This is a genomic window from Streptomyces spongiae (assembly GCF_009377185.1).
Taxonomy (GTDB): domain Bacteria; phylum Actinomycetota; class Actinomycetes; order Streptomycetales; family Streptomycetaceae; genus Streptomyces; species Streptomyces spongiae.
The window spans coordinates 1-26,997 of sequence record NZ_VJZC01000015.1 but is presented as its reverse complement, the minus strand read 5'-3'; the positions used below and the strand labels follow the sequence as shown (position 1 = coordinate 26,997).

At 71.1% G+C, this 26,997-nt stretch carries 28 protein-coding genes; 13 read left to right on the top strand and 15 right to left on the bottom strand.

Annotation, left to right across the window (positions count from 1 at the left end; genetic code table 11):
* Window positions 1–48 precede the first annotated feature (48 nt).
* Complete coding sequence (locus FNH08_RS04350; RefSeq protein WP_152769895.1) at window positions 49–1,992, top strand: DUF2264 domain-containing protein; 1,944 nt, start codon at window positions 49–51, stop codon at window positions 1,990–1,992.
* The gene (locus FNH08_RS04345; protein WP_322723662.1) at window positions 1,989–2,771 is read left to right on the top strand and encodes a sugar phosphate isomerase/epimerase family protein; all 783 of its coding nucleotides are present in this window, start codon (window positions 1,989–1,991) and stop codon (window positions 2,769–2,771) included. Before FNH08_RS04350 ends, FNH08_RS04345 begins: the two co-directional genes overlap by 4 nt.
* Before the next feature lie 17 nt (window positions 2,772–2,788).
* Here the strand turns inward: FNH08_RS04345 and FNH08_RS04340 are convergent, their stop codons facing one another.
* Both FNH08_RS04340 and FNH08_RS04335 read right to left on the bottom strand, forming a co-directional pair.
* Window positions 2,789–4,831 carry an NAD(+) synthase gene (locus tag FNH08_RS04340; protein ID WP_322723661.1) on the bottom strand — a complete coding sequence of 681 codons (2,043 nt, stop codon included), beginning with the start codon at window positions 4,829–4,831 and terminating at the stop codon, window positions 2,789–2,791.
* A gap of 75 nt (window positions 4,832–4,906) precedes the next feature.
* Window positions 4,907–5,344 carry an Lrp/AsnC family transcriptional regulator gene (locus FNH08_RS04335; RefSeq protein ID WP_322723674.1) on the bottom strand — a complete coding sequence of 146 codons (438 nt, stop codon included), beginning with the start codon at window positions 5,342–5,344 and terminating at the stop codon, window positions 4,907–4,909.
* Between the two features lie 97 nt (window positions 5,345–5,441).
* Here FNH08_RS04335 and FNH08_RS04330 point away from each other — a divergent pair, with 97 nt between their 5' ends.
* On the top strand, window positions 5,442–6,362 hold the full coding sequence (locus FNH08_RS04330) for an SMP-30/gluconolactonase/LRE family protein (protein ID WP_322723659.1): 921 nt from the start codon (window positions 5,442–5,444) through the stop codon (window positions 6,360–6,362).
* Window positions 6,363–6,370: 8 nt separating this feature from the next.
* Here the strand turns inward: FNH08_RS04330 and hemC are convergent, their stop codons facing one another.
* From hemC to FNH08_RS04295, 7 genes are all read right to left on the bottom strand, one after another.
* Window positions 6,371–7,306: a hydroxymethylbilane synthase gene (gene hemC / locus FNH08_RS04325; RefSeq protein ID WP_152769893.1), complete on the bottom strand. Its 936-nt coding sequence runs from the start codon at window positions 7,304–7,306 to the stop codon at window positions 6,371–6,373.
* A 115-nt stretch (window positions 7,307–7,421) separates the two neighbouring features.
* On the bottom strand, window positions 7,422–7,871 hold the full coding sequence (locus FNH08_RS04320; RefSeq protein WP_152769892.1) for a DNA-binding protein: 450 nt from the start codon (window positions 7,869–7,871) through the stop codon (window positions 7,422–7,424).
* A gap of 58 nt (window positions 7,872–7,929) precedes the next feature.
* Window positions 7,930–8,517, bottom strand: a complete 588-nt coding sequence (locus tag FNH08_RS04315; RefSeq protein ID WP_152769891.1) for a hypothetical protein — start codon at window positions 8,515–8,517, stop codon at window positions 7,930–7,932.
* Window positions 8,514–9,845: a hypothetical protein gene (locus FNH08_RS04310; RefSeq protein ID WP_152769890.1), complete on the bottom strand. Its 1,332-nt coding sequence runs from the start codon at window positions 9,843–9,845 to the stop codon at window positions 8,514–8,516. Before FNH08_RS04310 ends, FNH08_RS04315 begins: the two co-directional genes overlap by 4 nt.
* Window positions 9,842–10,651 carry an ABC transporter ATP-binding protein gene (locus tag FNH08_RS04305; RefSeq protein WP_152769889.1) on the bottom strand — a complete coding sequence of 270 codons (810 nt, stop codon included), beginning with the start codon at window positions 10,649–10,651 and terminating at the stop codon, window positions 9,842–9,844. The genes FNH08_RS04310 and FNH08_RS04305 overlap by 4 nt, the downstream gene beginning before the upstream one ends.
* Before the next feature lie 83 nt (window positions 10,652–10,734).
* Window positions 10,735–11,565: a zf-HC2 domain-containing protein gene (locus FNH08_RS04300; RefSeq protein WP_152769888.1), complete on the bottom strand. Its 831-nt coding sequence runs from the start codon at window positions 11,563–11,565 to the stop codon at window positions 10,735–10,737.
* Window positions 11,562–12,101 (bottom strand): RNA polymerase sigma factor, encoded by a 540-nt coding sequence (locus FNH08_RS04295; protein WP_152769887.1) that lies wholly within the window; start codon window positions 12,099–12,101, stop codon window positions 11,562–11,564. Before FNH08_RS04295 ends, FNH08_RS04300 begins: the two co-directional genes overlap by 4 nt.
* 184 nt (window positions 12,102–12,285) lie before the next feature.
* Between FNH08_RS04295 and FNH08_RS04290 the strand changes: the two genes are divergently transcribed.
* Window positions 12,286–12,585, top strand: coding sequence for a hypothetical protein (locus FNH08_RS04290; RefSeq protein ID WP_152769886.1), 300 nt, complete (start codon window positions 12,286–12,288; stop codon window positions 12,583–12,585).
* A 17-nt stretch (window positions 12,586–12,602) separates the two neighbouring features.
* Here FNH08_RS04290 and FNH08_RS04285 read toward each other — a convergent pair whose 3' ends face one another.
* From FNH08_RS04285 to FNH08_RS04270, 4 genes are read right to left on the bottom strand one after another with little or no spacing between them, the layout of a single operon-like run.
* Entirely contained in the window at window positions 12,603–13,217 is a 615-nt protein-coding gene (locus FNH08_RS04285; RefSeq protein WP_152769885.1) for a response regulator transcription factor, read from the bottom strand.
* Complete coding sequence (locus FNH08_RS04280; RefSeq protein ID WP_322723657.1) at window positions 13,214–14,392, bottom strand: sensor histidine kinase; 1,179 nt, start codon at window positions 14,390–14,392, stop codon at window positions 13,214–13,216. The genes FNH08_RS04285 and FNH08_RS04280 overlap by 4 nt, the downstream gene beginning before the upstream one ends.
* Window positions 14,389–15,129, bottom strand: coding sequence for an ABC transporter permease (locus FNH08_RS04275; RefSeq protein WP_152769883.1), 741 nt, complete (start codon window positions 15,127–15,129; stop codon window positions 14,389–14,391). Before FNH08_RS04275 ends, FNH08_RS04280 begins: the two co-directional genes overlap by 4 nt.
* A complete protein-coding gene (locus FNH08_RS04270; protein ID WP_194238363.1) occupies window positions 15,126–16,073 on the bottom strand; it encodes an ABC transporter ATP-binding protein in 948 nt (315 codons plus the stop codon). The genes FNH08_RS04275 and FNH08_RS04270 overlap by 4 nt, the downstream gene beginning before the upstream one ends.
* Window positions 16,074–16,220: 147 nt before the next feature.
* Between FNH08_RS04270 and FNH08_RS04265 the strand changes: the two genes are divergently transcribed.
* From FNH08_RS04265 to FNH08_RS04235, 7 genes are all read left to right on the top strand, one after another.
* Window positions 16,221–17,099 carry a fructosamine kinase family protein gene (locus tag FNH08_RS04265; RefSeq protein WP_322723656.1) on the top strand — a complete coding sequence of 293 codons (879 nt, stop codon included), beginning with the start codon at window positions 16,221–16,223 and terminating at the stop codon, window positions 17,097–17,099.
* A gap of 12 nt (window positions 17,100–17,111) precedes the next feature.
* Window positions 17,112–18,095, top strand: a complete 984-nt coding sequence (locus FNH08_RS04260; protein WP_152769880.1) for an aldo/keto reductase — start codon at window positions 17,112–17,114, stop codon at window positions 18,093–18,095.
* A gap of 104 nt (window positions 18,096–18,199) precedes the next feature.
* Window positions 18,200–18,721, top strand: coding sequence for a DUF2269 domain-containing protein (locus FNH08_RS04255; protein WP_322723654.1), 522 nt, complete (start codon window positions 18,200–18,202; stop codon window positions 18,719–18,721).
* Between the two features lie 19 nt (window positions 18,722–18,740).
* Complete coding sequence (locus FNH08_RS04250) at window positions 18,741–19,262, top strand: MarR family winged helix-turn-helix transcriptional regulator (protein ID WP_228033886.1); 522 nt, start codon at window positions 18,741–18,743, stop codon at window positions 19,260–19,262.
* Complete coding sequence (locus tag FNH08_RS04245; protein ID WP_322723652.1) at window positions 19,253–20,512, top strand: MFS transporter; 1,260 nt, start codon at window positions 19,253–19,255, stop codon at window positions 20,510–20,512. Before FNH08_RS04250 ends, FNH08_RS04245 begins: the two co-directional genes overlap by 10 nt.
* A 110-nt stretch (window positions 20,513–20,622) precedes the next feature.
* Window positions 20,623–21,525, top strand: a complete 903-nt coding sequence (locus tag FNH08_RS04240) for an LLM class F420-dependent oxidoreductase (RefSeq protein WP_152769879.1) — start codon at window positions 20,623–20,625, stop codon at window positions 21,523–21,525.
* A gap of 262 nt (window positions 21,526–21,787) precedes the next feature.
* On the top strand, window positions 21,788–22,597 hold the full coding sequence (locus FNH08_RS04235) for a VOC family protein (protein WP_152769878.1): 810 nt from the start codon (window positions 21,788–21,790) through the stop codon (window positions 22,595–22,597).
* 46 nt (window positions 22,598–22,643) lie between these two features.
* Here FNH08_RS04235 and glgX read toward each other — a convergent pair whose 3' ends face one another.
* Both glgX and FNH08_RS04225 read right to left on the bottom strand, forming a co-directional pair.
* A complete protein-coding gene (gene glgX / locus FNH08_RS04230; protein WP_322723651.1) occupies window positions 22,644–24,794 on the bottom strand; it encodes a glycogen debranching protein GlgX in 2,151 nt (716 codons plus the stop codon).
* Entirely contained in the window at window positions 24,791–25,363 is a 573-nt protein-coding gene (locus FNH08_RS04225) for a pep a2 (protein WP_228033885.1), read from the bottom strand. Before FNH08_RS04225 ends, glgX begins: the two co-directional genes overlap by 4 nt.
* Before the next feature lie 316 nt (window positions 25,364–25,679).
* On the opposite strand from FNH08_RS04225, the gene FNH08_RS04220 reads away from it, so the two are divergent.
* Complete coding sequence (locus FNH08_RS04220; protein ID WP_152769913.1) at window positions 25,680–25,988, top strand: DUF5133 domain-containing protein; 309 nt, start codon at window positions 25,680–25,682, stop codon at window positions 25,986–25,988.
* Between the two features lie 60 nt (window positions 25,989–26,048).
* The coding region (locus tag FNH08_RS04215) for a maltotransferase domain-containing protein (protein ID WP_152769876.1) at window positions 26,049–26,997 on the top strand (949 nt) is incomplete at its 3' end.

Sequence of the window (26,997 nt, the reverse complement as noted above, 5' to 3'; positions counted from 1 at the left end):
CGGACGTCACGAACCGGAACGGAACGAACAGGAGACGTGGCCTCTCCCATGCCCGAACACCCTTTCCCCACGGCCCCCGAGGAAGACCGCACCCTCAGCCCGCACACCGGCTACTCCCGCGCCCACTGGGAAGCCACCGCCGACCGTCTGCTGGCCTCCGCCCTCCGCTACGCCACCCCCGGCCACGCCCTCATCGACCTGCCCGGCCCGCCCTCGAAGTCGGGGGTGCGCTCCGACGGTCTGGAAGGGTTCGCCCGTACGTTCCTGCTCGCCGCGTTCCGCAGCGCCGGAGCGTCCGGCAAGGACCCGCACGGGTTCCTTGAGCGCTACACCGCCGGTCTCGTGCGCGGTACCCGTACTCCCGGCCGCGACGACGCCGAGTCCTGGCCGGAGATCCGCCACCACGGCATCCAGGGCCAGCCCATGGTGGAGTCCGCCTCCGTGGCGCTTGCCCTGCGGCTGACCGCGCCCTGGACCTGGGACACCCTCCCCGCCGCCGACCAGGACCGTGTCGAGCAGTGGCTGCGCGGCGCGCTGCGGCACACACCCGCCCCCAACAACTGGTACCTCTTCCCGCTGACCGTCGCGGGCTTCCTGGAGTCGGCCGGGCGGGGCGACGCCGAGACGCGTCACGCCATCGAGCGCGGACTCGCCCTGCTGGAGGGCTGGTACCAGGGGCAGGGCTGGTACTCCGACGGCGACGGTCGGTCCTTCGACCACTACAACGGCTGGGCCCTGCACTTCTACCCGCTGCTCCACGCCCACCTCGCCGGGGACCGGGCACTGCTCGACGAACTCGGCCCGCGGCTGCGGGAGTTCCTGGACGGCTTCGCCCTGCTCTTCGACGCGAACGGTGCCCCGATCCACCACGGCCGCTCCCTGACGTACCGCTTCGCCGCCGTAACCGCCGTGGCCCTCGGTGCCCTCACCGGCCAGACACCACTCGCCCCCGGCGCCACCCGCCGCGTCCTCAGCGGAGCACTGCGCCACTTCCTCGACCGTGGCGCGCTGACCGCGGACGGCGTACTCAGCCTGGGTTGGTACGGCCCGCACGAGGCGACCCTCCAGCGCTACTCCGGGCCCGGCTCCCCGTACTGGGCCTCCAAGGGCTTCCTCGCCCTGCTGATCCCTCCCGAGGACCCCGTGTGGACGGCCACCGAGTCGCACGCCCCCGTCGAGGGACCCGACCGCGCGCTCGCCCTCCCCGCCCCCGGGCTGCTCGTCCAGACCACGGGCGCGGACGGTCTGGCGCGCCTGCACAACCACGGCAGCTACAAGCTCGGCCCCGGAGAGCCGGAACGCGCCCCCGGCAACCCGCTGTACGCCCGGCTCGCGTACTCCACCCGCACCGGCCCGACCAGCGCCTCCAACACTCCTGACAACCACATCGCGCTCCAGGCGCGGGGCCTCCGCAGCGCCCGTATCCGCGTCAACCCGCTTGCCGCCGGTCCCGACTGGCTCGCCTCGTGGCACCGGCCGGTCTTCCCCGAGGGCGGTCCCGTCCTGCCCTCGGCCCGGATCGAGAGCCTCACACTGGCCCGCGGCCGGCTCGAACTGCGTGTGCACCGCGCCGTCGCCGTACCGGCGGGCACGCCGGTCCACCACAGTGGTTGGGCCGTCGCGCTCGCTCCGGGGGCCGCCGCCGAAACCGAACAGGCCGCGGAGGTACGGCTCGACGGTCCGGAGGTGACAAGTCAGTTGCTCGGCCTGTACGGCTGGGAGACGCAGCGCGCGGTCCGCGCCCCGCAGGGCACGGCCTACGGCCCCTGGGCCCTTGTCCCCGAACTCACCGGAACCGTGGGGGCGGATCCGGGCCGCACGGTGTTCGTAGCCCTTGCCTCCCTCACCGGCGAACCCGGCGCGGCCCCCCTCGCGGGGCAGGCCACCGCCGCGGTGGACGGTCTCGCTGTCGTCGTCCGCTGGGCCGACGGAGCCCGGACGGTCGTCGACTTCGGCACCGGCGTGCCCTCGGTCACCGAGGAGCCGGCGTGACCGGGGCGACCGGGGCGACCGGCGTGACGCCCCGCCTGGGGCTGTGCTCCGTGACCCTGCGCCACCTCGACGTGGACGGTGTCCTCGCGGCCTCGGTCGAGGCGGGCCTGGAGTGCGTCGAGTGGGGCGCCGACATCCACGTACCGGCGGGGGACGAGGCCGTTGCCGCCCGGGTCCGCGCGGCCACCGAGGAGGCGGGCCTCGCGGTGGCCTCGTACGGCTCGTACTACCGCGCCGGACACACCGATCCCGCGGAGTTCGCCGGAGTGCTCCGCTCCGCCGTGCTGCTCGGGGCGCCCCGTATCCGGATCTGGGCGGGAGCGAAGGGCACCGACGAGATGTCGCCCGAGGGCCGGGCGGCGGTCGTCGAGGACACCCGCCATGCGGCGGCGCTCGCGGCCGGCGCGGGCGTCCAACTCGCCTACGAGTTCCACCGCAACACCCTCACCGACGGAGCCGACCGCACCCTGCGACTGCTCGACGAGGTGGACCACCCGGGCGTGCGCACCTACTGGCAGCCCCCGCTCGACGTGCCCGACGCGGACGCCCTCGCCGGTCTCGACACGGTGCTCGACCGGGTCGCCGCCGTGCACGCCTTCTCCTGGTGGCCCGGGAACACCCGCCACCCGCTCTCCACCCGTGCCGAACTGTGGAGCGCGGTCCTCGCCCGTCTGCGCGCGCACGGCCGCCCGCTGGACGTCCTCCTGGAGTTCGTCCCCGACAACGACGAGAAGGTCCTCACCCGCGAGGCCCGGACCCTCCGGTCCCTGGCGACCTGACACGGCCCGGGCGTGGGTCAGTCGGCCCCCGGCAGGTCCCAGCGGGCAAGGTCGCGCAGCCATGCCTTCGCCGTGCTGTCGGACGGTGCCCGCCAGTCGCCGCGGGGCGAGAGGGAGCCGCCGGCCAGGACCTTGGGCCCGTTCGGCATGGCCGAGCGCTTGAACTGCGCGAAGGCGAAGAAGCGGCGGCAGAAGTACTCCAGCCAGTGCCAGATCTCCGGCAGGTCGTACGCCATCCGCTCGGCCTCGGGGAACCCCGGCGGCCACGCGCCCGCGTCCCGGTCGTGCCAGGCGCGCCACGCGAGGAAGCCGATCTTCGACGGCCGCATGCCGTATCGCAGGACGTGGAAGAGGGTGAAGTCGTGCAGCGCGTACGGGCCGATCTTGGACTCGGTGGACTGCAGCTCCTCCCCCGGCACGAGTTCCGGGCTGATCTCCGTGTCGAGGATCGCGGCCAGCGTCTCGTTGGTCTCGTCGTCGAACTGGCCGCTGCTGATGACCCACCGGATCAGGTGCTGGATGAGTGTCTTCGGTACGCCGGAGTTGACGTTGTAGTGGCTCATCTGGTCGCCGACGCCGTAGGTGCACCAGCCGAGTGCCAGTTCCGAGAGGTCACCGGTGCCGAGCACGATGCCCCCGCGCTGGTTGGCCAGCCGGAACAGGTAGTCGGTGCGCAGCCCGGCCTGCACGTTCTCGAAGGTCACGTCGTACACCGGCTCACCGGACGAGAACGGGTGGCCCATCTCCTGGAGCATGAGCCGGGCGGTCGGCGTGATGTCCAGTTCGGCCGCGGTGACCCCGAGCGAGCGCATCAGCGCGTGGGCGTTGCCCTTGGTGTGCTCACCGGTCGCGAAACCGGGCAGGGTGAAGGCGAGGATGTCGCTGCGGGGGCGGCCCGCGCGGTCCATGGCCCGGGCGGCGACGATCAGAGCGTGGGTGGAGTCGAGGCCGCCGGACACCCCGATGACGATCTTCGGACCGCCGATGGCCGCCAGTCGGTGCTGCAGGCCCGCGACCTGGATGTTGTAGGCCTCGTAGCAGTCCTGGGCGAGGCGGGTGGCGTCGGCCGGTACGAATGGGAACCGCTCGACCCGGCGGCGCAGCCCGAGGTCGGTCGTGGGTGGGTCGAGCCGGAAGGACACCTGCCGGAAGTCGCCGGTGCGGGTGGCGTGGGTACGGCGGTTGTCGTCGAACGTGCCCATGCGCTGCCGCTCCTGCCGCAGCAGGTCGAGGTCGATGTCGGCCACCGCGTACTGGTCGTCCAGCGGGAAGCGGTCGGTCTCGGCCAGCAGGACACCGTTCTCGTAGATCATGGTCTGGCCGTCCCAGGACAGGTCGGTGGTCGACTCTCCCAGTCCGGCCGCCGCGTAGACGTAGGCGGCGAGGCAGCGCGAGGACGCCGAGCGGCACAGCAGCTTCCGGTCCTCGGCCCGCCCGACCGTGATGGGGCTGCCCGAGAGGTTGGCGAGGACGGTCGCTCCGGCCAGCGCCGCCTCCGCGCTCGGGGGCACGGGCACCCACATGTCCTCGCAGATCTCGGCGTGCAGTACCAGGCCGGGGACGTCCTCCGCCGCGAAGAGCAGGTCCGTGCCGAACGGCACGCTCGTGCCCCCGACCCGGATGGTCCCGCCGCGCTCGTCGTCGCCCGGGGCGATCTGCCGCTTCTCGTAGAACTCTCGGTAGTTCGGCAGGTAGGACTTGGGGGCGACACCGAGGATCCGCCCGCGATGCACGATCACCGCGCAGTTGTAGATCCGGTTGCGATGGCGCAGCGGGGCGCCGACGACGAGCACCGTCAGCAGGTCGGCCGACCCGGCGACCACGGTCTGGAGCGCCGCCTCGATCTCGTCGAGCACCGCGTCCTGCAGCAGCAGGTCCTCGATCGAGTATCCGGACAGACAGAGTTCGGGGAACACGGCGACGGCGACCCCCTCCCGCGCGCATCGGCGCCCCTGTGTCAGGACCGCCTCCGCGTTGGCGGGCGGGTCGGCGATGGCCGCGTGGCCGGTGCACGCGGCGATCCGGGCGAAACCGTGCTCGTAGATGGACCAGAAGTTCACGATGCGAAGTGCCCCTTTCCGGCAGCTCCATGTGACTGGGACACGTATATGGGTGCACCCTTGCACCCACCAGTATCAGTCGGGGCGGACGGGCCTTTCGAAGAAGGTCTCCAGCACGACCGTCGCCTGCGTCCCGCTCACGCCCTCGATCGCGTACAGCCGCCGCAGGACGTCCTGCAACTGCTCCGTGGTCGCCGTGCGCACCTTCACGAGGACGGCGGCGGTGCCCGCGATGACGTGGGCTTCCTGGATCTCGGGGATGGCGGCGAAGGACGCGGTCGCGTCGCCCATCCACGCCGACGAGTCGACCATGACGAAGGCGAGTACGCCCCGCCCGAGGGCGGCCGGGTCGACCTCCACGGTCGTGCGGCGGATGACACCGCGTTCACGGAGCTTGCGTACGCGATCATGAGCCGCGCCCGCCGACAGGCCGACCGCCCTGCCCAGCACCGCGTAGGCCTGGGTGGCGTCGCGCTGAAGCTCTGCGATCAGTGCTCTGTCGACGTCGTCCACGATCCCGTTGACCATCCCCACACCTCCACCATATCCGGTTCGGACGCACTAAGATCAAAGAGAATGACATTCAGCTGATATGGGAGAGAGGCGGATCGTGTCCGGCGTAGTGCTGAAGAATCTGTACGAGGTCCTGGACGAGCGCTTTCACACCGAGGGGTGCGCCAGTGGCGACGCACGGCTCGAACGGCTGCACGCCGACTGCCGCTGGGCCGAGGGGCCGCTCTATCTGCCCGCCTGGCGGCAGCTGATCTGGAGCGACATTCCGGGCGACCGCCTGCTGCGCTGGGACGAGGCAACCGGCGCGATCGGGGTCTTCCGCTCCCCGGCCGGGTACGTCAACGGCAGCACCCTCGACCGCGAGGGCCGGCTCGTGAGCTGCGAGCAGGGCAACCGCCGGGTCACCCGCACGGAGCACGACGGTCGCGTCACCGTGCTCGCGGACCGTTTCCAGGGCAAGCGCTTCAACAGTCCGAACGACACGGTCGTACGCTCCGACGGCTCGGTCTGGTTCACGGACCCGGACTTCGGGATCCTCACCGACTACGAGGGACACCGCGCCGAGAGCGAGATCGGCACCTGTGACGTCTACCGGATCGACCCCACGACGGGCGAGGTCGAGCGGGTCGCCGACGGTTTCGACGGACCGAACGGCCTGGTCTTCTCACCGGACGAACGGCAGTTGTACGTCGCCGACACGAGGGCGGCACAGATCCGCGTCTTCGACGTGCGCGATGATCGCACCCTCACCAATGGCAGGGTCTTCGCCGAACGCACCGACGGCGGCTTCGACAACATCCGCTTCGACAACGGCGGGCGGCTGTGGGCCGCCGCGTTCGACGACGGCGTGCACTGCTACCACCCCGACGGCACCCTCATCGGACGACTGCGTGTGCCCGAGCCGGTCTCCAACATCGCCTTCGGCGGCCCGAAGAACAACCAGCTGTTCATCACGGCGACGACCTCGCTGTACTCGCTCATGATGTCGGTGACGGGTACGCCCAGGGTGCTGCCCTGACAGCTGGGTCAGTGAGGAATGGAGTCGATCAGCTCGCGTGCGCCCTGGCGGAGGAGGGCGACGGCGACCGCGGTGCCGAGCGTGGCCGGGTCGAGGCGGCCGGCCCATTCGTGGGCGTTGAGGATGGTCTTGCCGTCGGGGGTGAACACGCAGGCACGAAGGGACAGTTCGCCGTTGCGCTCGGCCCTGGCGTAGCCGGCGATGGGTGAGTTGCAGTGGCCTTGGAGGACGTGGAGGAACATGCGCTCGGCGGTGGCCTCGCGGTGGGTGTCCGGGTGGCCCAGGGCGCTGACGGTGTCGATGAGGGCGGTGTCGTCCTCGCGGCACTGGAGGGCGAGGATCCCGGCGCCGATCGGCGGCATCATCACGTCGACCGGGAGGATCTCGGTGATGACGTCCTGGCGGTCGATGCGTTCGAGGCCGGAGACTGCCAGAAGGAGGGCGTCGGCGTCGCCGCGTGCGAGTTTGTCCAGGCGCCGGTTGGCATTGCCGCGCATGGGCACGCAGGCCAGGTGCGGGTGGGAGGCGGCGAGCTGGGCGACACGGCGCACCGACGAGGTCCCGATGCGCGTGCCCCGCGGCAGCTCGTCGAGGGCCAGGCCGCCCGGGTGGATGAGGGCGTCACGGATGTCGTCGCGCTTCAGGAAGGCGGCGAAGACGGTCCCCGCGGGGAGCGGGCGGTCGGCGGGGATGTCCTTGACGCAGTGCACCGCCAGGTCGGCCTGCCCGGCGAGGAGGGCGGCGTCGACCTCCTTGGTGAACGCCCCCTTGCCCTCGACCTGCGCGAGGTCGCCCATCCACTTGTCGCCGGTCGTCTTCACCGGCACGACCTCGGTGCGGATGCCGGGGTGGAGCGCGGCCAGTTCGGCGCGTACGCGTTCCACCTGGGCGAGGGCCATGGGCGAGTCGCGGGAGACGATGCGGATCAGCTCGGGCGCGGTCATGCCCTATACGGTAGGCCCTCACAGGCGGACTCCGAGCCACAATCCCGTGTCCCGGCCCACTCACGCGCCTCAGAAGTTGTAGTTCTCGGACACGTGTGTGCTCTGAGGCCCTCTTCTACTCCGCACCCTCCGCGTCGGTGGTGGCGCGGCTCGCCAGTCGTTCGTACCGCTGCCTGGCGGCTTGCGGTGTGCCGAGCCCGAGACCGAAGGCGATCTCCTGCCAGGTCATGCCACGACCTCGCGCCATCTGGAGGAGCCCGGCTTCCAGTTCGTCCATCTCTCCACGGACCAGCGGGACGAGGCTCAGCGCAGCGGTGATGTCGGCCCGGTCCACCTCCGGTTCGCCGTCGTCCGGCAGTGCGGCCCCGCTGAGCAGGAACGACACCAGCCTGACGGCTTCGTGCGGCCCGAGGACCGAAGGATGGACCTGCCGGCGGCGCTGCTCGTCGGTGGCCGCGTGCCGCTCGGCGATGCGGAAGAGCGACGCTGCTACACGTTGCGCGCGCGCCTGCTCCGGCTGTGGGGCCGTGAACGGGTCGGTGGACTGTTCAGGGGTGGCGGACATGACATCAGCATGCACGAACCAACACATCGACGTCAATTAATTGTTGTGAACAATCCGTTCAACCGGCGCTCGCTGTGGAGGTCTGACGGCTGCCGCGGGTGGCGTAGACGGCCAGACCTCCGACGACCAGGACGACGGCGACCACAGTGGCCACCTTGCTGTCCGGTGGCTGCACGGGCCAGGTGAGCAGGTGCAGGATCTCCGGTTCCGTGAGGGGTGGAACGACCGCGGCCGCTCCCGCCGCGGCGGTCGGCAGGGTCCAGGCGAGTTGGTGGCCCAGCGCCGTCGCCGCGAGCGCGGTGAGTCCGACGAGGCCGGCCGTGGCGCGCAGGACGACGCCCGTCGCTGCGTCGCTGGAGGCGGCCGCGACGACGAACACCGCGACGGCGACGGCCACGACGTGCGCGGTGCGCCAGCAGGCCCAGCGAATCGCCGCCGTACGTTCCAGTGCGTCGGCCGCACCGCCGAGGCCGTTGCCGAGCACGCCCAGACCGAGGCCCAGGGCGAGTACGGCGAAGATGTGCGTCTGCAGCGGGCGTTCGGGGGCGTTGCCGAGCAGAGCCACCACGGCGACTGAGGCCGCTGCCACGCCCAGCGCGACGGGAAGCTGACGCGACCGTAGGTACAGCGTGAGAAGCCGCGTCATGAAGCCCCCTTGGCCAGCACCGCGTCCAGGTCGCCCCGGCAGGTCAGTTCGGCCTCGCGTACAGCGTCGATCCGGCGTACCTGCTCCTGGGCGGGCAGCGCCTTGAGCTCCCGCCACGCGGCGTCCCGTGCGCGTGCTTCCTCGCCCGGAAGGATCGTCTGGCCCGGCGCGGGATACCGGCCGTACAGCCAAGCGCCGGCGACAGCGCGCGCACCGTAGGCGATGGGTTCGCAGGGTCGGGTGCCCGCACCGGCGAGGATGTCCACGACCAGCGCGTCCTCGCTCTCCGCGGCCCAGCCACGACCGGGTACGTAGTTGTCGGAGTGCAGCCATACCTGGTTGGCCGGCTGCGGGCCGGGGCGGTCGCCGGTCACCTCGTGCACGGAGGTGGGTGCGTCGGGCAGTTTCGCCAGCGACTTCAGCGCGCGACGCGCGGGTCCGACCAGGTCGGCCAGGCCCTGCTCGTGTGCCTTCGTCACACAGACCGTGGGGCCGCCGTCGTGCGTACAGACCTCGGCCGACGCGCCCGGGTCACGCTGCAGGCCGGAGGCCGGTGCGGCGCTCAGCAGGGGCACCGCCACCACGAGTCCGAGCAGAGCGGGTACGGGTGCCACGAGGGCCGTGCGACGCCGGGCGACCATGAGCAGCAGCAGCCCGCTGCCGGCCAGGCCGGTGAACCAGAGTGACTGTGCCAGGCTCACCGAGCCGACGATCGTGGTGAACTCGTCGAAGTCGGTGGTGAGGTTGGGTGCCAGCAGCGAAATGGCGCCGGGCTCCGACGACTTGGACAGCTGGACCGGAAGGAGCAGCACCAGGAAGCCCGCGACGACCAGTACGGGCGGGGTGTAGACCGACGGGACGAGCCGGCCGATGCCCATGCCCAGCCATCCGGCCGCGACCAGTGTCAGTGCGCCCACGGCCGTGACGGGCAGCCAGTCGGTGGACAGGTAGTCGGTTCTGCCGGCGACCCGGACCGCACCCGCGGCGAGCGTCACCACGTAGCCGAGGATCAGGCAGAGCGCCAGTGCGACGGCGGTGGGCAGCGTACGCCGCCAGGTCGGCAGCGGGGTGGTGCCGAGCAGCTCCTCCATGCCGGAGCGACGGTCACGCCGGGCCTGCCAGGCGCCTGAGCCGAGGGCCAGGGGCCAGAGCAGGACCAGCATGATCCGCTGGAAGCCGGCGAGCATCGTCCACTGCACGTCCCACAACTCCCCCTGGTTGGACATGACCACGGACCACAGCCCGGCGACGCCGAGCGCGGCGATCAGCGCGCCGACGACCGGCGCGGAGGAGCGGCGCAGTTCGACGGCCAGGATCCGTGCACTCATCGGTCCGCCTCCCGCCGCACGCGGGGGCGGGCGAGGAGGGCGGTGTAGCCGCGCTCGATCGGGCTGTCCCCGACGTCCCGCGGGTCCCCGAGGGCGGCCACCTCCTCGGGTGTTCCCTCGAAGACGAGTTGGCCCTCGGCGACGAGCACGACGTTGGTGCAGGACGCGGCGACGTCCTCGACCAGATGCGTGGACACCAGCACACAGGCCCGTTCGCCGAGATCACGCAGGAGCGTGCGGAACTCCAGGCGCTGCGCAGGGTCCAAGCCCACGGTCGGCTCGTCGAGCAGCAGGACGTCCGGGTCGTTCACGATCGCCTGGGCGATGCCCGCACGGCGCAGCATGCCCCCGGACAGCGTCTTCATCCGGTCGTCGGCGCGATCGGCGAGGCCCACCCGCTCGATCGCGCGCTGTACCGCTCCCGAGATGTCACGCGCGTCCACCTTCTTCAGCCAGGCCATGTACTCCACGAACTCGCGCAGGGTGAACCGCGGGTAGTAGCCGAACTCCTGCGGCAGGTACCCGATCCGCTTCCGCAGCGACCGCAGGTCGGTCCGGCCGCCGATCCGCCGGCCCAGCAACTCCAGTTCGCCGCCGTCCGGTTTCAGGACGGTCGCGAGCGAGCGGATCAACGTCGTCTTGCCGGCGCCGTTGGGGCCGAGCAGTCCGTGTACGCCTTGGCCCAACCGCAGGTCCAGGCCGTTGACGGCTGCGCGGCGTCCGGCCCGCACACGTAGGTCCCGGGCATGTATGTGCCAGGCGTAGGTAGTTGGCGCCAAGTCGGCGGAAGCCACCGTACGCACCATTGTGTCTCCTGTTCGTCCGTGGGTGAGAAGTCGTGTGTGTCTCAGGGAAGTTGCGTCGCAACTCAGGGAACTTGCGTCGTATCTCAGGGAAGTTCCGTGCCGGGCAGGGTCGTGAAGGCGCGTGCCCGTACGGTGATCGCGAGCGCGGACACCGTGACCGCCAGTCCCCAGACCGGCAGGCTCTCGGGTGCCAGCAGCACGGACAGCCGAGCGGTGGCCAAGCTGGGGACGATCGCCCCGACGGCCCATGCCGAGCCCAGGAGCGCGGCCGCCCGCCGTAGGCCCGTCACCGTGCCCAGCGCGAGCGTGCCGACCGTGAAGGCGAGGCACGGCAGCAGGCACAGGGCCGGTGACACCCCGACGATTCCCCCGGCCACGGCCAGCACCGGGATCACCACGCCCAGCACCACGGCGGTGCGCCGCAGCACCATGCGCAGCCCCGCGCGGGGTGTGGTCGCCGTCAGCTCGCCCATCGGGTCGAGCCGCTGGGACCAGGCGGCCGCCACCCCGAGGAGCGGAACCACGGGAGCCAGCAGCAGGACCAGCGAAGGTACGTCCCTCTCTCGGGCGAGCATGTCGATGCCCAGCGCGGAGAGAACCACCAGCACGCTCATCAGCAGCCAGGGCAGCTGCGACGGCGGCGCCCAGCGGCGTACCGCGCGCAGCAGCGGGGAACGTACGGGTGCCGGCAGGTCGTGGGCCGTCGCGGCCACTTCGGCCCACACGCGGTCCAGCAGCGTGTTCACCGTGGGGGTGTGCGTCGCGACCGCCTCGGCGACGTGTCGCCTGCACGGGGCGCAGTTCTCCAGGTGCGCTTCCAACGCCCATTCCGCGTCGGCGGGCAGTGTGGTGTCCCCCGTGACGTAGGCGGTGATCAGGTCGCGCCCGGCGTGGGGTCCTGTGGTGCCGCTCATGACATCGCCTTCCGCATGGCCGACCGCGCGCGCCGGGCCCGGGTCTTGACTGTTCCTTCTGGTATGCCGAGCAGCGTCGACGCCTCCCGGACACTCAGCCCGTCCAGCACCAACGCTTGGAGGACCTGGCGCAGTTCGGGTGCGAGCGTGGCGAGGGCGTCGCCCACGTCACCGGACAGCGTCGACTCCAGCAGCGTCTCCTCGGCGCTGGGATCCGGTTCGGCCGTGTCCACGGCGGCCGCGGCCCGGACGATCGTCTGGTGTCGCCCTTCGGACCGGAAGGCGTCGACGAGCCGCCGGGCGGCCACGGTCCACAGCCAGCCCATCGCGCTGCCGCCTGCCGCGCCGCCGGCGAACGAGCCCGCCGCTCGCCACACCGCGATATAGGTCTCCTGGAGAACCTCCCCCACGATCTGCTCATCGGCGCAACGGCGGCGCAGCCGCACCGCGAGCCACGGTGAGGTACGGCGGTAGAACTCCTCGAACGCCGCGCGGTCGCCCTTGGCCACCCTGCGCAGCAGTCCTTCCTCGTCCAACCGCCCTATGACGGTCGCTCTTTTCCACACATCAGGCCGGTCGTCCCGAGCACCCCCGCGGGTTCACTCATTGGCTGTGATGCCCCTCACACGGAGAGATTCGCGCAGACGGCCCACGACGACGGGCGGCCAGTCGGCCGGGCCGGTCTACTGGCCGGGAAGCGTGAACAGAGGAGGCGTCGCCATGGCCGTTGTGTTGTCCCTGTTCTGGGAAGGGCTGGCGCCCGAGCAGTACGACGCCGCACGGGAGTCGGTGCGCTGGGAGGAGGAGGTGCCGGAAGGTCTCCTCCTACATGTGGCCTGGTACGAGGAGGGCGCGCTGCAGGTGACGGACGTGTGGGACGACCAGGCGCACTTCGAGCGGTTCTTCGCCGACCGGCTCGCGCCCGCCCTCAAGGAGGTCGGCATCAGTGGTGAGCCCGAGTCCCGTTGCCTCCCTCTCCACCGGCGTTTCGTGGCTCCCGGCGTGAGCGGTGCCGCCTGACGACCGGGGCCTGGGGGCTAGAGCCAGCCCTTCTCCCTCGCTATCCGCACCGCCTCCGCTCTGTTGCGTGCCGTCAGTTTCTGGATCGCGGTGGAGAGGTAGTTGCGGACCGTGCCCTGGGAGAGGTGCAAGGTGGCGGCCAGTTCCGCGTTGGTGGAACCGTCTTCGGCGGCGCGGAGCACCTCGCGTTCGCGGTCCGTCAGGGGGTTCGCGCCCTCGGCCAGGGCCGCCGCGGCCAGGGTGGGGTCGATGACGCGCTCCCCCGCCAGCACCTTGCGGACCGCCGCGGCGAGCTGGGCCGCGGGGGCGTCCTTCACCAGGAACGCGTCCGCCCCGGCCTCCATCGCGCTGCGCAGATAGCCGGGCCGTCCGAACGTCGTGAGGATCACCAGCTTGATCATGGGCAGTTCCGCGTGCAGCTGGGCAGCCGCCTCGATCCCGGTCGCACCCGGCATCTCGATGTCGAGCAGCGCCACGTCCACGTCGTGTTCCCGGGCAGCCCGCACCACGTCGTCCCCGCGTGCGACCTGTGCGACCACGTCGATGTCCGGTTCGAGGCCGAGCAGGGCGGCCAGCGCCTCACGGACCATCGACTGGTCCTCCGCGAGCAGGACCTTGATCATGCGGCTCATGCCCCGGATCCTATGGGCTCGTCGCCCGCGCCGGTTCCCGCCCCGGCGGGCACCAGGGCGACCAGCCGGAAGCCGCCGCGCCGCCCCGGTTGTGCCGTCAGCTCCCCGCCGGTCTTCTCCAGGCGCTCGGTCAGGCCGGTCAGCCCGTTCCCGTACGTACTTCCGTCCGCGCCCTGTCCGTCGTCCTCCACGGTCAGCTGCACCGTCGGCCCGTCGAGGGTCTGGCGGCGCACCAGCTCCACCGAGCAGCGACGTGCCCCGCTGTGCCGTACGACGTTGGTGACCGCCTCGCGCAACGCCCACGCCAGCGCGGTCTCGCACTCCTCGGAGATCCCGGTGAGGTCCGGTTCGGCGGGCACGTCGGCGGTGATCCCCGCCGCGGTCAACGCGACCTGTGCGCCCGCGAGTTCGCCGGGCAGCCGCGGCCGGCGATAGCCCGTGACGGCCTCACGGACGTCGACCAGGGCCTGGCGGCTGACGTTCTCGATGTCGGCGATCTGCCGGGCCGCCGTGTCGGGGTGGTCGGGCAGCATCCGGCCCGCCAGTTCGCTCTTCAGCGTGATCAGCGACAGGGAGTGCCCCAGCAGGTCGTGGAGGTCGCGGGCCAGACGCAGCCGTTCCTCGTTGGCGGCGAGCTGGGCCACGGTCGCCCGCGCCTCGCGCAGCGCGATGGTCGTCCGGACGAGCTCGCGCACGCCGGTCATGGCGAACCCGCCGAGGAGCGCCGGGAGGAGCAGCCCGGCCAGGTACGCCTCCCCGCCCGGGACGCTGAGCGCGATCACGGTCATCAGGGCGGACGTGACCGGGATGGCCCACCTCGCGAGCCGCATCGGGAGCGCCGCACCGGCCGAGATGGACACGTACACGAACAGTACGAGCCACTCCCGCCCCAGGAAGAGGGACAGGACGGCCGACTGGGCCGCGAGGACCGCGAGCGCGCCGAGCACCGCGCCGTTGGTCTCGCGGCGGCCCGTGCGGAAGATCAGGGCGAAGTACCAGACGACGAAGACGACCAGACCGAGACAGCCGAGGATCCGGACGCCGTCGCTGTGGCCCCCGTGCAGCAGGTCCTTGACGGGGGCGCTCAGATAGGCGAGCCAGATGCCGATCCAGAGCAGTTTGATCTGCTTCTGTCTGCGGGTCTGGGGGCGCTGCCCCAGTCCGATGCCGCTCACGCCTTCAGCGTGTCCTTCCGGTAGAGCCATGCCGCGCCGCCGGAGAAGAGAACGAAGAAGACGGCGAGGATGGCGATGTCCTGGGCGTGCGGGGCCTGGCTCTGCTCGATCGCCCGCCCGAGGGCAGCGTACGCGTGTGTGGGCAGCCACTTCGCGATGTCCTGCAGCCACTGCGGGAACGTGGTCGACGGCATCCACAGGCCGCCGAGCATGGACAGTCCGAAGTAGGTGATCATCGTGATCGGACGGACCGCGTCCCCGGTCGCGAGATAACCGATGGCGACGCCGAGAGAAGCGAAGACGAGGCTGCCGGCCCAGATGGCGCCGGTGAGGGCGAACCACTGCCAGAAGTCCAGGCGCACGTCCTTCACGGCCGCGGCGACGACGAAGACGATGACGATGGACGGCAGACTGACCACGGCGGCACTCGCCGTCTTCGCCAGGACGTAGCCGCGCCCCGGCAGGGTGGTCAGCCGCAGCTGTCGTACCCAGCCACTCTCGCGCTCCTTGGCGATGCGTTCGCTGTTGCCCATCAGCACGGCGGTCAGGGCGCCGAAGGACGCCATGGAGACCATCATGTACGTCGGGACGGTCAGACCGGTGCCGTCGATCTTGGTGGTGGAGTCGGCGTTGCCCGCGATGAGCAGGAACAGCGCCGAGGGGTAGATCACCGAGAAGAACAGGAACTTGCGGTTGCGCAGGGCGCGGGCGAGTTCGAGCCTGATCAGGCTGTTCATGACTGCTTGGCCTCCTCGGCGGCGGTGATCGCTACGAAGGCCTGCTCCAGCCCGAGCCCGGCCACTTCGAGATTGCGGGGGTAGAGACCGAGGCCGTACAGCGCGTGCACGGTGGCGTCGGCGTCGGTGGACTGGATGCGGACCGCCCGGCCGGGGGCTTCGGCGGAGCCGTTGCGGGAGATCGTGATCGTGGTGAGGAAGGGCAGCTCGCGCAGCCGGTCTTCGTCGACGGCGCCCTCCACGTCGAAGGCGATCCGGCGGGCTCCGGCCTTCGCCTTGATCTCGGCGGCGGTGCCGTCCGCGAGGAGCCGCCCCCGGTGCAGGACCAGCACCCGGTCCGCTATCGCGTCGGCCTCTTCGAGGTAGTGGGTGGCGAAGAGGACCGTGCGTCCCTGCTCGGCCTGCTCGCGCATGGTGGCCCAGAAGGCCTGGCGGGCGGAGACGTCCATGCCGGTGGTCGGCTCGTCCAGGACGATCAGGTCGCTGTCGCCGGCCGTGGCCAGGGCGAAGCGGACGCGCTGACTCTGGCCGCCGGAGAGCTTGTTGACCTTGCGGTCGGCGATCTGTGCGATACCCGCGCGGGCGAGCACGTCCCTCACCGGGAACGGCCTGGGATGCAGGGCGCAGGCCAGCCGTACCAGCTCGCCGACCGTCACCTCGTCCATCAGCCCGCCGCTCTGGAGCATGGCTCCGACCCGGCCGCCCACGATCGCCTCGCGGGGGCTGGTGCCGAACACCCGGACCGTGCCGCTGTCCGCCGGCCGCAGGCCGAGCAGCAGGTCGAGCGCGGTGGACTTGCCCGCGCCGTTCGGCCCGAGGAGGGCCACCGTCTCCCCCGGGTGCAGGGCGAGCGTGAGCCCGTCCACCGCACGGACGTCTCCGTACCTCTTGGTCACCTGATCGAAGCCGACCACCGGCGAGGTGGCCTTGGCAGTTGTCGTCATGCGGACCATCCTGGCGAGGAGGGGCCGCGGCCCGGCAGTGCCGTGTGTCGCGCGTACGGAATGACAGATGTCATGCCCGAACAGCCGCTGGAGAACCCGAACAGCTGCTGAAGAACCGGAAGATGGTGACGGCCTACCCTGGTGGCCGTGCACAGCGAGAACCCGGGAACAGCGGCGGAACGGCTCACCGGCCGCCAAGTGAGGGGTGAGCGCCCGCTGTCGGCGACGCTCGCCGAAGTCACCCTCGACGGCGGCCAGGTCGTGATGGTCAAGCGCGGGGACGGGCCCGGTGCGGCGCGGGCCGAGGCGGCGGGGTTGCGCTGGCTGAGCGACACGGGGACGGTCCGTGTCCCCGCCGTGTACGGGCACGACGCACACTGGCTGGTGACCGAACATGTCCCGCGTGGCCGGCCCGACCGGCAGGCGGCGGTCCGCTTCGGCGCCGATCTGGCCACCCTGCACTCCACCGGCGCGACGGCGTTCGGTGCCGCGCCGCCGGACGGCCCCGCCCATGCGTACATCGGGCTCGCTCCGATGCGGAACACTCCGGGTGCCGACTGGCCCCACTGGTACGCCGAGCACCGCGTACTGCCCTATCTGCGCCGGGCGGTCGACGAGGGCGTCATGCGTGCCGACGAGACGGCCGTGGTGGAGCGGGTCTGCGAGAGGCTGCCGGAGTTGGCGGGCCCCGCCGAGCCGCCCGCCCGCCTCCACGGCGACCTGTGGAACGGCAATGTGCTGTGGGGCGCCGACGGACATGCCTGGCTGATCGACCCGGCCTCCCACGGCGGCCACCGCGAGACCGACCTGGCGATGCTCCACCTCTTCGGCTGTCCGCATCTGGACCTGGTCCTGGAGGGCTACCAGCGCGCCGTGCCACTCGCCGACGGCTGGGCCGACCGCATCCCGCTGCATCAACTGTTCCCCTTGCTGGTCCACACCGTGCTGTTCGGCCGCGGCTACGCCGAGCAGTCGCTCACGGCGGCCCGGGCAGCCCTGACCGGCCGACGTGGTGGCGGCGAATGACAGACTGACCGCATGGATGAGCGCGCAATCAGCAGGTTGGGTCAGCGGGTGTCGGTCGTGGGGCTGGGCACCTGGCAGTTGGGGGCCGACTGGGGAGACGTCGACGACAAGGACGCCCTGACGGTGCTGGAGGCGGCGGCCGAGTCGGGGGTGACCTTCTTCGACACGGCCGACGTGTACGGGGACGGGCGCAGCGAGCAGACCATCGCCGCCTTCCTGCGCGGCCGGCCCAATCTGCACGTGCTGGTCGCGACGAAGATGGGCCGTCGCGTGGAGCAGATCCCGCAGAACTACGTCCTGGACAACTTCCGTGCCTGGAACGACCGGTCCCGGCGCAATCTCGGCGTCGATCGCATCGACCTGGTGCAGTTGCACTGCCCGCCGACGCCCGTCTACTCGTCGGACGAGGTGTTCGACGCCCTCGACACGCTCGTCGACGAGGGACGCGTCGCCGCGTACGGCGTCAGCGTGGAGACCTGCGCCGAGGCGCTCACGGCGATCGCGCGGCCGAACGTGGCGAGCGTGCAGATCATCTTCAACCCGTTCCGTATGAAGCCGTTGCGGGAGGTTCTCCCGGCGGCCGAGAAGGCGGGCGTCGGCATCATCGCCCGGGTTCCGCTCGCCTCCGGGCTGCTGTCGGGCAAGTACACCAAGGACACGGTGTTCGCCGCCAACGACCACCGCACGTTCAACCGGCGCGGGGAGGCCTTCGACCAGGGCGAGACGTTCTCCGGCGTCGACTTCGAGACGGGCGTCGAGGCGGCGGCCGAGTTCTCCGGCCTCGCCCCGCAGGGGTACACCCCGGCCCAGTCGGCGCTGCGCTGGATCATCCAGCAGCCGGGCGTCAGCACCGTCATACCCGGGGCCCGCTCGCCCGAGCAGGCCCGCGCCAACGCGGCCGCCGCCAAGTCGGCGCCGCTGTCCGAGGAGACACTCACCGCGATCCAGGACCTGTACGACCGCAGGATCAAGGACCAGGTCGAAGGCCGCTGGTAGTCGCTGGTAGTCCCCGAGGGCTGTCTCCGTACGCCGAGGCCAGTACGCGCGGTTACTCCCGCCGTCAGACGCCCTCGCCGCTCCCGCCCGGCACCGTGGGTCAGGTGAAACTCAGCCGACCCGCACGCCGGGCTTTCCTCGTTGTCCATGTGGCCGCCTCCGCGGGCTGGCTCGGGCTCACGCTCGGGCTGCTCGCGCTCGGGGTCACCGCGGCCACCACCGGGTCCGCGGTGACGGTGGAGGCCTCCGTCCGGGCCATGAAGCTCTTCGCCGACTGGCTCCTGCTCCCCGTCGCGTTCCTCACGTTCCTCAGCGGGCTGGTGCTGTCCCTGGGCACTCCGTGGGGACTGGCCAGGCACCGGTGGGTCCACACGAAGTTCTGGCTGACCCTGGCCACGATCACCGCGACGGTCTTCGCGCTGCGCCCCGGGGTGAACTCCGCGGTCGCGGCGGTCACCGCGGGAGGGCCGCTGCCCGACGCCGGCGACGTCCTGTTCGGTCCGATCGTGTCCCTGTCCGCCTACGTGTTCATGACCGTGATCTCGGTCCTCAAGCCCTCGGGGCTGACGCGGCGGGGCCGTAGGCTGCGTGCGTCCACCCGAAAAGACGTAACAGTACTTATATAAGCGCTGTTACGCTCCGCCCATGACCGAACCCCAGCCCCACGCGCCCGAACCTCACGTACCCGACCCCACCCACCAGAGCCTCTGGCGGCCCCTGCGCCTTCTCCAGGCGTCGATGGACGCGGACATCACCCGGATCTACACCGAGGGGCGGATCGAAGGACTCAAGCCGAGCTTCGTGATGGAGCTGCTTCGGCTGCACGCCTGCGGGCCGATGACCATCAAGGAACTGGCCGAGTCGGTGAACCGGACGCACTCGGCGCTCAGTCAGAAGGTGGCCGCGATGCGTGCGGCCGGCTGGGTGCAGACCGTCGTCGGTGACGACGCGCGCAGCAAGAAGGTGACGCTCACGGAGCAAGCCCGCGGTGTCGTCGACCGCTTGGCGGCGGAATGGCGAGCGACCGAGGCCGCCATCGCCGAGATCGAGGCGGAGGTCCCCTATCCGCTCAGCCGGGTCGTCGCCGACATCGAGCAGGCCCTGGAGCGCAGGAGCTTTCATGACCGGATCGCCGAGAAGCTGGCTCAGGACCCCGCGTGGCACTGAGACACGCTCTGCTCGACGTGGCCCCGCTGCGGTCCTCGCCACCGTTCCGGCGACTGTGGATGGGGCAGTCCCTCTCCGCGCTCGGCGGCCAGATGACGGCCGTCACCGTGATGTTCCAGGTCTGGCAGACGACCGGGAGCACCGCATGGACCGGCGCGGTCGGCCTGGCACAGGCGATCCCGCTGGTCACGCTGGGCCTCTTCGCCGGTTCGGTCGTCGATCGCGTCGACCGTCGGAGGTTCTACCTGGTCACGACCAGTGGCCAGGCCGTCTGCTCGCTCCTGCTCGCGCTTCAGGGCTTCCTCGGAGGCTTGCCGGCCGGCGGAGTGCTGGTCCTGGTGGCAGCTCAGTCCTGCTTCTCCGCCGGCGGCGGCCCGGCGTCCCGCACCTTCATCCCGCACCTTCTGCCCAAGCACCAGTTGGCTGCCGCACTGGCGCTGCGGCGGATCGCCTTTCAGGGGGCCATGCTGGCGGGGCCGGCCCTGGGTGGGCTGATCATCGGCGGGCTGGGAGTCGGCACCTGCTACGCGATCGACGCGGCCACGTTCGGCGCGGCGTTGTACGGTGCCTTCGGTCTGCCACAGATGAAACCCGCGGGCGAGCCCTCCCGGCCCGGCCTCGGCGGTGTCCGGGACGGCCTGGCCTTCCTGATCAGGACTCCTGTCATCCGTGGGGCGCTGGTCACGGACCTGGCCACCACCGTGCTGTCCATGCCGATCAGCCTGTTCCCCCTGATCAACTCGGAACGGTTCGGGGGCAGTCCGCGAACTCTCGGGCTCTTCCTCACAGCCATAGCCGTCGGCGGCACCGTCGCGTCCCTGCTCTCCGGGACCTTCACCCGGCTCCCCCGCCCCGGCCTGGTCATGCTCGGCGGATCCGCGGCGTGGGGCGCGGCACTCGCGCTGTTCGGCATGGCGCCCAATCCGTGGGTCGGACTGGCCCTCCTCGTGCTGGCCGGCGCCGCCGACACCGTCTCCGTGGTGTCGCGCGGCACCATCGTCCAGACGCACACACCGAACGAACTGCTGGGGCGCGTCAGTGCCGCCGAGCAAGTCGTCGGGCAAGCCGGCCCCGACATCGGCAACATGCGTGGCGGGCTCGTCGCGGACGCCACGACAGGGACGGCGGCCCTCATCAGCGGCGGCCTGCTCTGCCTCGGCGCTGTCGCCCTGGTGGGAGCCACCACCCCCGGGCTGCGCCGGTCGTCTGCGATGTCGCCCGCTCCCCACGCGCCCCCGACCAGCTCATAGTTCCACTTCAGAAAATCCACCGGTCCGGGACTACCCTGGGGCACCCTCCGGTTGGCACAAGTGGATCAGCTGGCACGGTCCAGCGTCGAGTACGGAGGGAAACGGAATCGATGTCGGAATCGATCGGGAACGTCACCGCTGTGGACCACGGGAGCGCCGCGAAGGAGTCCGTCGGGCGGTACGGCGTCTGGAGTTTCGGGCTTCGGACGGAGGACCAGGCGCGGCGTGGTGAGCTCACGGAGGCCGTGGCCGAACTCGAGGAACTCGGTTTCGAGGCGGTGTGGTTGGGCGGCAGCAGCGCGGTGGAGCACGCCGTGCCGCTCGTCGAGGCCACCGAACGGATGACCGTGGCCACCGGTATCCAGAGCATCTGGCAGTACACGGCGGCCGACTCCGCCCGGCAGGTGGCCGAGCTGGAGGCCTCGCACCCCGGCCGTTTCCTGCTCGGCCTCGGGGTGAGTCACGCCCGGCTGACCGACCAGTACCGTCGCCCCTACTCCTCCATGGTGGGTTACCTGGACGCGCTGGACACCGCGGGGGTGCCGGCCGGGCGGCGGGTGCTGGCGGCGCTCGGGCCGAAGATGCTGGAGCTGTCGCGCGACCGGGCCGCCGGTTCCCACCCGTATCTGGTCACGCCCGAGCACACCGCGCAGGCCCGCGAGATCCTGGGGGACGGACCGCTGCTGGCGCCGGAGTTGAAGGTGGTCCTGGAGACGGATCCCGAACGCGCCCGTGCGATCGCCCGCGAGTATCTCGCCCTCTACCTCGGGCTGCCGAACTACACCAACAGCTTCCTGCGGCTCGGGTTCACCGAGGACGACTTCACGGACGGCGGCAGCGACCGGCTCGTCGACGCCGTGGTCGCGTGGGGCGACCAGGACCGGATCCGGGCGGCCGTCGACGCCTTTCACGCGGCGGGAGCCGACCACGTGGCCCTCCAGGTCGTCGACGACCAGCCGCGCGACGCCCTCCCGCGCGACGCCTGGCGTCGCCTGGCGGATCTGCTGATCTAGGGGGTGTGTGAAAAGCCCCCCGGCCTGCCCGGCGACCGGATCGTCCCTCACCCCGTTCGGAGGCACACGCCGGTCCCATGTCACCCGTACGGCCAGACGCCATCCGGATGAGTTGCGGGCCCGGACCCGTTGACGCCGGGCCCGCTGTCGCGTCCGTTTCGTCGGCATTCCCGGGGTACTCGACAGGCGCCGGTACCGCGTCAGGCCGGACACTGGTGTCCTGTCGGCGTAAGCCGGTCGACGAGACCAGGACGCTACTGCCATGAACCACGACACGACACGTTCCAGCGGGGCGACAGACGTCGCCTCCACCCGTTCCGTGTTCGGAGCCCCGTGCTGGGTGAGCCTGACCAGCCGGGACATGCAGGCCACGGAGGACTTCTACCACGCGGTACTGGGGTGGGAGTGGCGGACGGCGAAGCTGGGGGACCGTTTCCGCATCGCGCTGCAGGACGGGGCGCCGGTCGCGGGGATCGCCGGGGTGGCGACGATGTGGCAGGTGGCCGTCGCCTGGACGCCGTACTTCGCGGTGCCCAGCGCTGACGAGGCCGCGTCCCGGGCCCGGGAGCGCGGGGGCACCGTGGCGGTCGGACCGCTCTCCTTCCCGCCGGGCCGGGCGGCTCTGCTGGCCGACCGCGACGGGGCCACCTTCGGGATCTGGGAGGGCGAGTTCGTCGGCGACTGGGAGGCCTGGCTACGCGTCGCGCCGGCGTTCATCAAGCTGCACACACGGGACGCCTTCGACGCCGCGATCTTCTACGGCGAGGTCCTTGAGTGGGCCACGGAACGGCAGGGCTGCTGCGAGGTCCACTACGAGGCCAACGAGGTCGTGCTGCGTCATCGGGGCGAGGTCGTGGCGCGGATCAGCTCGGGCGCGCTGGAGGCGGCGCCCGACCCCACGATCCGGCCTCACTGGCAGGTCCACTTCGCCGTCTCCGACGTGGCGGGCTGCGCGAAGACGGTGGAGGAGCACGGCGGCACCGTGCTGCGGCAGGGCGAGGAGGAGGCCGTCCTCCGTGACCCGGACGGCGCCCAGTTCACGGTGGTCCTGCGGCCGGACCCGGAGGACTGACCTCCACGCATGGACGCTCTGTCCGCTTACGCCGTCGCGAAGCTCCTCAGCGCCCCCGTACGGTCCTGGACGGCCGCGACAGCAGCACCAGGCTGCGGGCCTCGACGAGGATCTCGGTGTCCGCCTTGTGTTCCGCCTCGTCGGGGGTGCCCTGCGGGTCGGCGGTGTCGATCAGGGTCGTCCAGCGTTCGCCGTACGTGACGTCGGGCAGGCAGAAGGTCATGGGCTCCCAGTAGCCGTTCAGCAGGAGCAGGAACGAGTCGTCCACCACGCGCCGGCCGTACGGGTCGCGTTCCGCGATGGCGTCGCCGTTGAGGAGGACGGCGACGGAGTGCGCGTCGGAGCGCCGCCAGTCCTCGTCCGTCATCGCGCGGGCGTCCGGCAGCAGCCACACCAGGTCGGGCAGCGGCTGACCGGCGGGGGTGGCGGTGTCGCCGCGGAAGAAGTGGCGGCGGCGCAGGACGGGGTGAGCGGCGCGCAGGGCGATGAGGCGGCGAGTGAAGTCGACCAGCCCGCGCTGTTCGCGGGTCAGCCGCCAGTCGATCCAGGAGACCTCGTTGTCCTGGCAGTAGGCGTTGTTGTTGCCGCGCTGGGTACGGCCCAGTTCGTCGCCGTGGGACAGCATCGGGATGCCCTGGGACAGGAACAGGGTGGCGAGGAGGTTGCGCTGCTGGCGGGCGCGCAGGGTGAGGACGCGGGGGTTGTGCGTCGGCCCCTCGGCTCCGCAGTTCCAGGAGCGGTTGGCGCTCTCACCGTCCCGGTTGTTCTCGCCGTTGTCCTCGTTGTGCTTGTCGTTGTACGAGACGAGGTCACGCAGGGTGAACCCGTCGTGCGCGGTCACGAAGTTGATGCTGGCGCGCGGGCGGCGCCGGCTGTGCTCGTACAGGTCGGCGGAGCCCGTCAGACGTAGGGCGAACTCACCGAGCGTGTGCTCCTCGCCGCGCCAGAAGTCCCGTACGGTGTCACGGTACTTGCCGTTCCACTCCGACCACAGGGGCGGGAAGTTGCCCACCTGGTAGCCGCCCTCGCCCACGTCCCAGGGCTCGGCGATGAGTTTGACCCTGCTGATCACCGGGTCCTGCTGGATCAGGTCGAAGAACGCCGACAGCCGGTCCACCTCGTGGAACTGGCGGGCCAGGGTGGCGGCGAGGTCGAAGCGGAAGCCGTCCACGTGCATCTCGGTGACCCAGTACCGCAGCGAGTCCATGATCAGCTGCAGAACGTGCGGGTGGCGCATCAGCAGGCTGTTTCCGGTGCCGGTGGTGTCGTAGTAGTGGGACCAGTCGCCGTCCACCAGGCGGTAGTACGAGGCGTTGTCGATGCCGCGGAAGGAGAGGGTGGGGCCCCGCTCGTTGCCCTCGGCGGTGTGGTTGTAGACCACGTCGAGGATCACTTCGAGACCGGCCGCGTGCAGCGCCTTGATCATGGACTTGAACTCGGTGACCTGTTCGCCGCGGGTGCCGCGGGCCGCGTAGCCGTTGTGCGGGGCGAAGAAGCCGATCGTGTTGTAGCCCCAGTAGTTCGACAAGCCGCGGCCCCGCAGGACGCCGTCCTGGACGTACTGGTGCACCGGCATCAGCTCGACCGCGGTCACACCCAGCGTGATCAGGTGGTCGAGGACCGCGGGGTGCGCGAGGCCCGCGTAGGTTCCCCGGAGCTCGGAGGGGACCTCGGGATGGGTGCGTGTCAGGCCCCGGACGTGGGCCTCGTAGATCACCGTTTCGGCGTAACTCCGCCGGGGCGGCCGGTCGTCGCCCCAGTCGAAGGCCGGGTCGGTCACCACACCGAGCATGGTGTGACCGGCGCTGTCACCGGTGGCGGGCCCGGCCGGGGCGCGCTCGTAGAGCGAGGGGTGGTCGTCGACCTGACCGTCCACCGCCGTGGCGTACGGGTCGAGGAGCAGTTTCGCCGGATTGCAGCGGTGGCCCGCCGACGGGTGCCATGGGCCGTGCACCCGGTAGCCGTAGCGCTGCCCCGGCCCGACACCGGGCAGGTAGCAGTGCCACACGAAACCGTCGGACTCGGTGACCGGGACCGAACGGGAGGTGCCGTCGTCACCGAAGAGGACGAGGTCGACACCTTCGGCCACCTCGCTGAACAGGGCGAAATTGGTGCCCGCACCGTCGAAGGCGGCGCCCAACGGGTATGGGTGCCCGCTCCAGGCGGGCACCCTTTTCCGGCGTGGCCGCGCGGTCACGGCGCTTCTTTCGGTTCGTCCGGCATCGCGCCCTCGGAGCCGGCGAGGGCCGGAACCGGCGCCTCCCTCTCCCGCTCGTCGGACGCCATGCCCTCCGGACCGGCGAGCACGGGGACCGGGATCTCGCGGGGCGCCTGGAGGGCCTCCCGCTCCGTCGGGAAAGGTGTCGTCGGGACCAGCGGCGCGCGCTCGCCGGCGCGGGCCCGTTGCGAGAACCAGATGAGCTTGGTGCCCGTGGCCGTGGCACAGCAGCCCCATCCGTCACTCAGCGCGGCGATGCTCACCAGGCAGGACCGCAGGTCCTGGTCGGGTCGTAGGTACCGGTCGTTCTGCCCGAAGGCGGTGATGAGGTGCTGGCGGTTCCACCACATCTCGATCGATGTCTTCTTGTCCTTGGCGTGCTCGTCGATGGCGCGCAGCAGCAGCTCCGCGCCCTGACAGACCGTCTCGACGAGTGTGTCCAGATCCCAGTACCGGAGGTGGGCGGCCAGAATGCGCCTCACCTGTCCGACCCGTTCCGGGCTCACCTCCACGTCGAGGTGGTAGTAGCAGGGCACTGCGGTCTTCATCGTCGTTGGCTCCTCACCCTGCGAAGCTCTCGCCCGTCTTCGTCCTCGTGGTCCTCGTGGTCCTCGTGGACAGAGCCCCGAATACGAGGCGTGAGCCCTGATCACTTCTGAGTCACTCCAGCGTGGGAGTGCTACGCCATTCGTGCAACACGAGAGACGGATGAGGTAGTTGAAGCTCCAACAAGACGTTGAGTGGCGAACCATGCACCATGAGTGAAGGTCTCGGCCCCGTGACGGCCGGGCCCCCTCCGTGCACGGCCGCGGCTCATCCGGGAGACCGTGCCCCCGTCGAAAGCGTGGAAAGGTGACCAGCGCCATGCTGCTGCCCGCCAAAGCCGAGGTCGCCCGGCATCTGGAGCGGTACCGGGCGTGGGAACGCGTGATGCTCGCGGCCCCGACCGACCGTACGGCGAGGGGGAATTTCGAGGACTCGGGCTACACCTTGTGCGTCCTGATGGGAAAGCGCTGCGCCCGGGAGGCCGTGGAGGCCGCCGAGCGCTATCTGCGGTCGAACCTGGTCACGTATCTGCGGGAGAACGGCCAGTCCCAGCAGCGGCACGTGGGCAGACGCGGCCCTCCGACCGGTCGCCGTCCATGGCCAGGAGGCCGCGCGTCAGGGAGGTAGGAACCGTCGGGCACGGCTTGGATACCGAGCCCGGCTCCGAACACGGCGGAGGTGAAACGCATGAGGTCGACTCCGGCCATCGGCCGCATCCCGGTACGGGATGTCCGGCCGGCCGTCGAGTGCGGCAGACGCCCGGCGAAGGCCGTCGCGGGCGAGACCTTCCAGGTCTCGGCGACGGTGTTCCAGGAGGGCCATGACGCCGTCGCCGCCAACGTCGTCCTCAAGGACCCCGACGGCCGTACGGGCCCCTGGACGCCGATGCGCGAACTGGCACCGGGCACCGACCGCTGGGGCGCCGACGTCACGCCGGACGGGACGGGTCTGTGGACGTACCGGGTGGAAGCCTGGAGCGACCCGGTGACCACCTGGCGCCGCACCGCGGGGATCAAGATTCCGGCCGGCATCGACACCGGACTGGTGCTCGAAGAAGGCGCCCAGCTGTACGAGCGGGCCGCGGCCCGGGTGCCGAAGGGTGCGGCACGTGACGCGGTCCTGACCGCCGTGGGGGTGCTGAGGAACGACTCCGTGGCGCCCAGGGAACGGTTCGCGGCCGCGTTGACGCCCGAGGTCGACGAGGTCCTCGCCCGTCATCCACTGCGGGAACTGGTCACCGCTTCCGAGGAGTTGACGCTGCTGGTGGAGCGGGAGCGGGCGCTGTACGGCTCCTGGTACGAGTTCTTCCCGCGCTCGGAGGGCACCGCTGAGCAGCCGCACGGCACGTTCCGTACCGCCGCCCGCAGGCTGACCGCGATCGCCGGCATGGGCTTCGACGTCGTCTACCTGCCCCCGATCCACCCCATCGGCCGCACCTTCCGCAAGGGCCGCAACAACACCCTCTCCCCCACACCCGACGACGTCGGCGTGCCCTGGGCCATCGGTTCTCCCGAGGGCGGCCACGACGCGATCCACCCCGACCTGGGCACCCTGGAGGACTTCGACCACTTCGTGGCCGAGGCCCGCTCGCTGGGCCTGGAGATCGCCCTGGACTTCGCCCTGCAGTGCTCCCCGG

Bases quoted from the DNA above. Each gene is read 5' to 3' on its own strand.
- FNH08_RS04300 (WP_152769888.1), bottom strand. From the start codon at position 11,565: ATGAGCGGCACCACAGGACCCCACGCCGGGCGCGACCTGATCACCGCC.
- FNH08_RS04275 (WP_152769883.1), bottom strand. From the start codon at position 15,129: ATGAACAGCCTGATCAGGCTCGAACTCGCCCGCGCCCTGCGCAACCGC.
- FNH08_RS04235 (WP_152769878.1), top strand. From the start codon at position 21,788: ATGAACCACGACACGACACGTTCCAGCGGGGCGACAGACGTCGCCTCC.
- FNH08_RS04270 (WP_194238363.1), bottom strand. From the start codon at position 16,073: ATGACGACAACTGCCAAGGCCACCTCGCCGGTGGTCGGCTTCGATCAG.
- FNH08_RS04350 (WP_152769895.1), top strand. From the start codon at position 49: ATGCCCGAACACCCTTTCCCCACGGCCCCCGAGGAAGACCGCACCCTC.
- FNH08_RS04250 (WP_228033886.1), top strand. From the start codon at position 18,741: ATGACCGAACCCCAGCCCCACGCGCCCGAACCTCACGTACCCGACCCC.
- FNH08_RS04305 (WP_152769889.1), bottom strand. From the start codon at position 10,651: ATGGTGCGTACGGTGGCTTCCGCCGACTTGGCGCCAACTACCTACGCC.
- FNH08_RS04315 (WP_152769891.1), bottom strand. From the start codon at position 8,517: ATGACGCGGCTTCTCACGCTGTACCTACGGTCGCGTCAGCTTCCCGTC.
- hemC (WP_152769893.1), bottom strand. From the start codon at position 7,306: ATGACCGCGCCCGAGCTGATCCGCATCGTCTCCCGCGACTCGCCCATG.
- FNH08_RS04240 (WP_152769879.1), top strand. From the start codon at position 20,623: ATGTCGGAATCGATCGGGAACGTCACCGCTGTGGACCACGGGAGCGCC.
- FNH08_RS04260 (WP_152769880.1), top strand. From the start codon at position 17,112: ATGGATGAGCGCGCAATCAGCAGGTTGGGTCAGCGGGTGTCGGTCGTG.
- FNH08_RS04285 (WP_152769885.1), bottom strand. From the start codon at position 13,217: ATGAGCCGCATGATCAAGGTCCTGCTCGCGGAGGACCAGTCGATGGTC.
- FNH08_RS04225 (WP_228033885.1), bottom strand. From the start codon at position 25,363: ATGAAGACCGCAGTGCCCTGCTACTACCACCTCGACGTGGAGGTGAGC.
- FNH08_RS04310 (WP_152769890.1), bottom strand. From the start codon at position 9,845: ATGAGTGCACGGATCCTGGCCGTCGAACTGCGCCGCTCCTCCGCGCCG.
- FNH08_RS04220 (WP_152769913.1), top strand. From the start codon at position 25,680: ATGCTGCTGCCCGCCAAAGCCGAGGTCGCCCGGCATCTGGAGCGGTAC.
- FNH08_RS04290 (WP_152769886.1), top strand. From the start codon at position 12,286: ATGGCCGTTGTGTTGTCCCTGTTCTGGGAAGGGCTGGCGCCCGAGCAG.
- FNH08_RS04320 (WP_152769892.1), bottom strand. From the start codon at position 7,871: ATGTCCGCCACCCCTGAACAGTCCACCGACCCGTTCACGGCCCCACAG.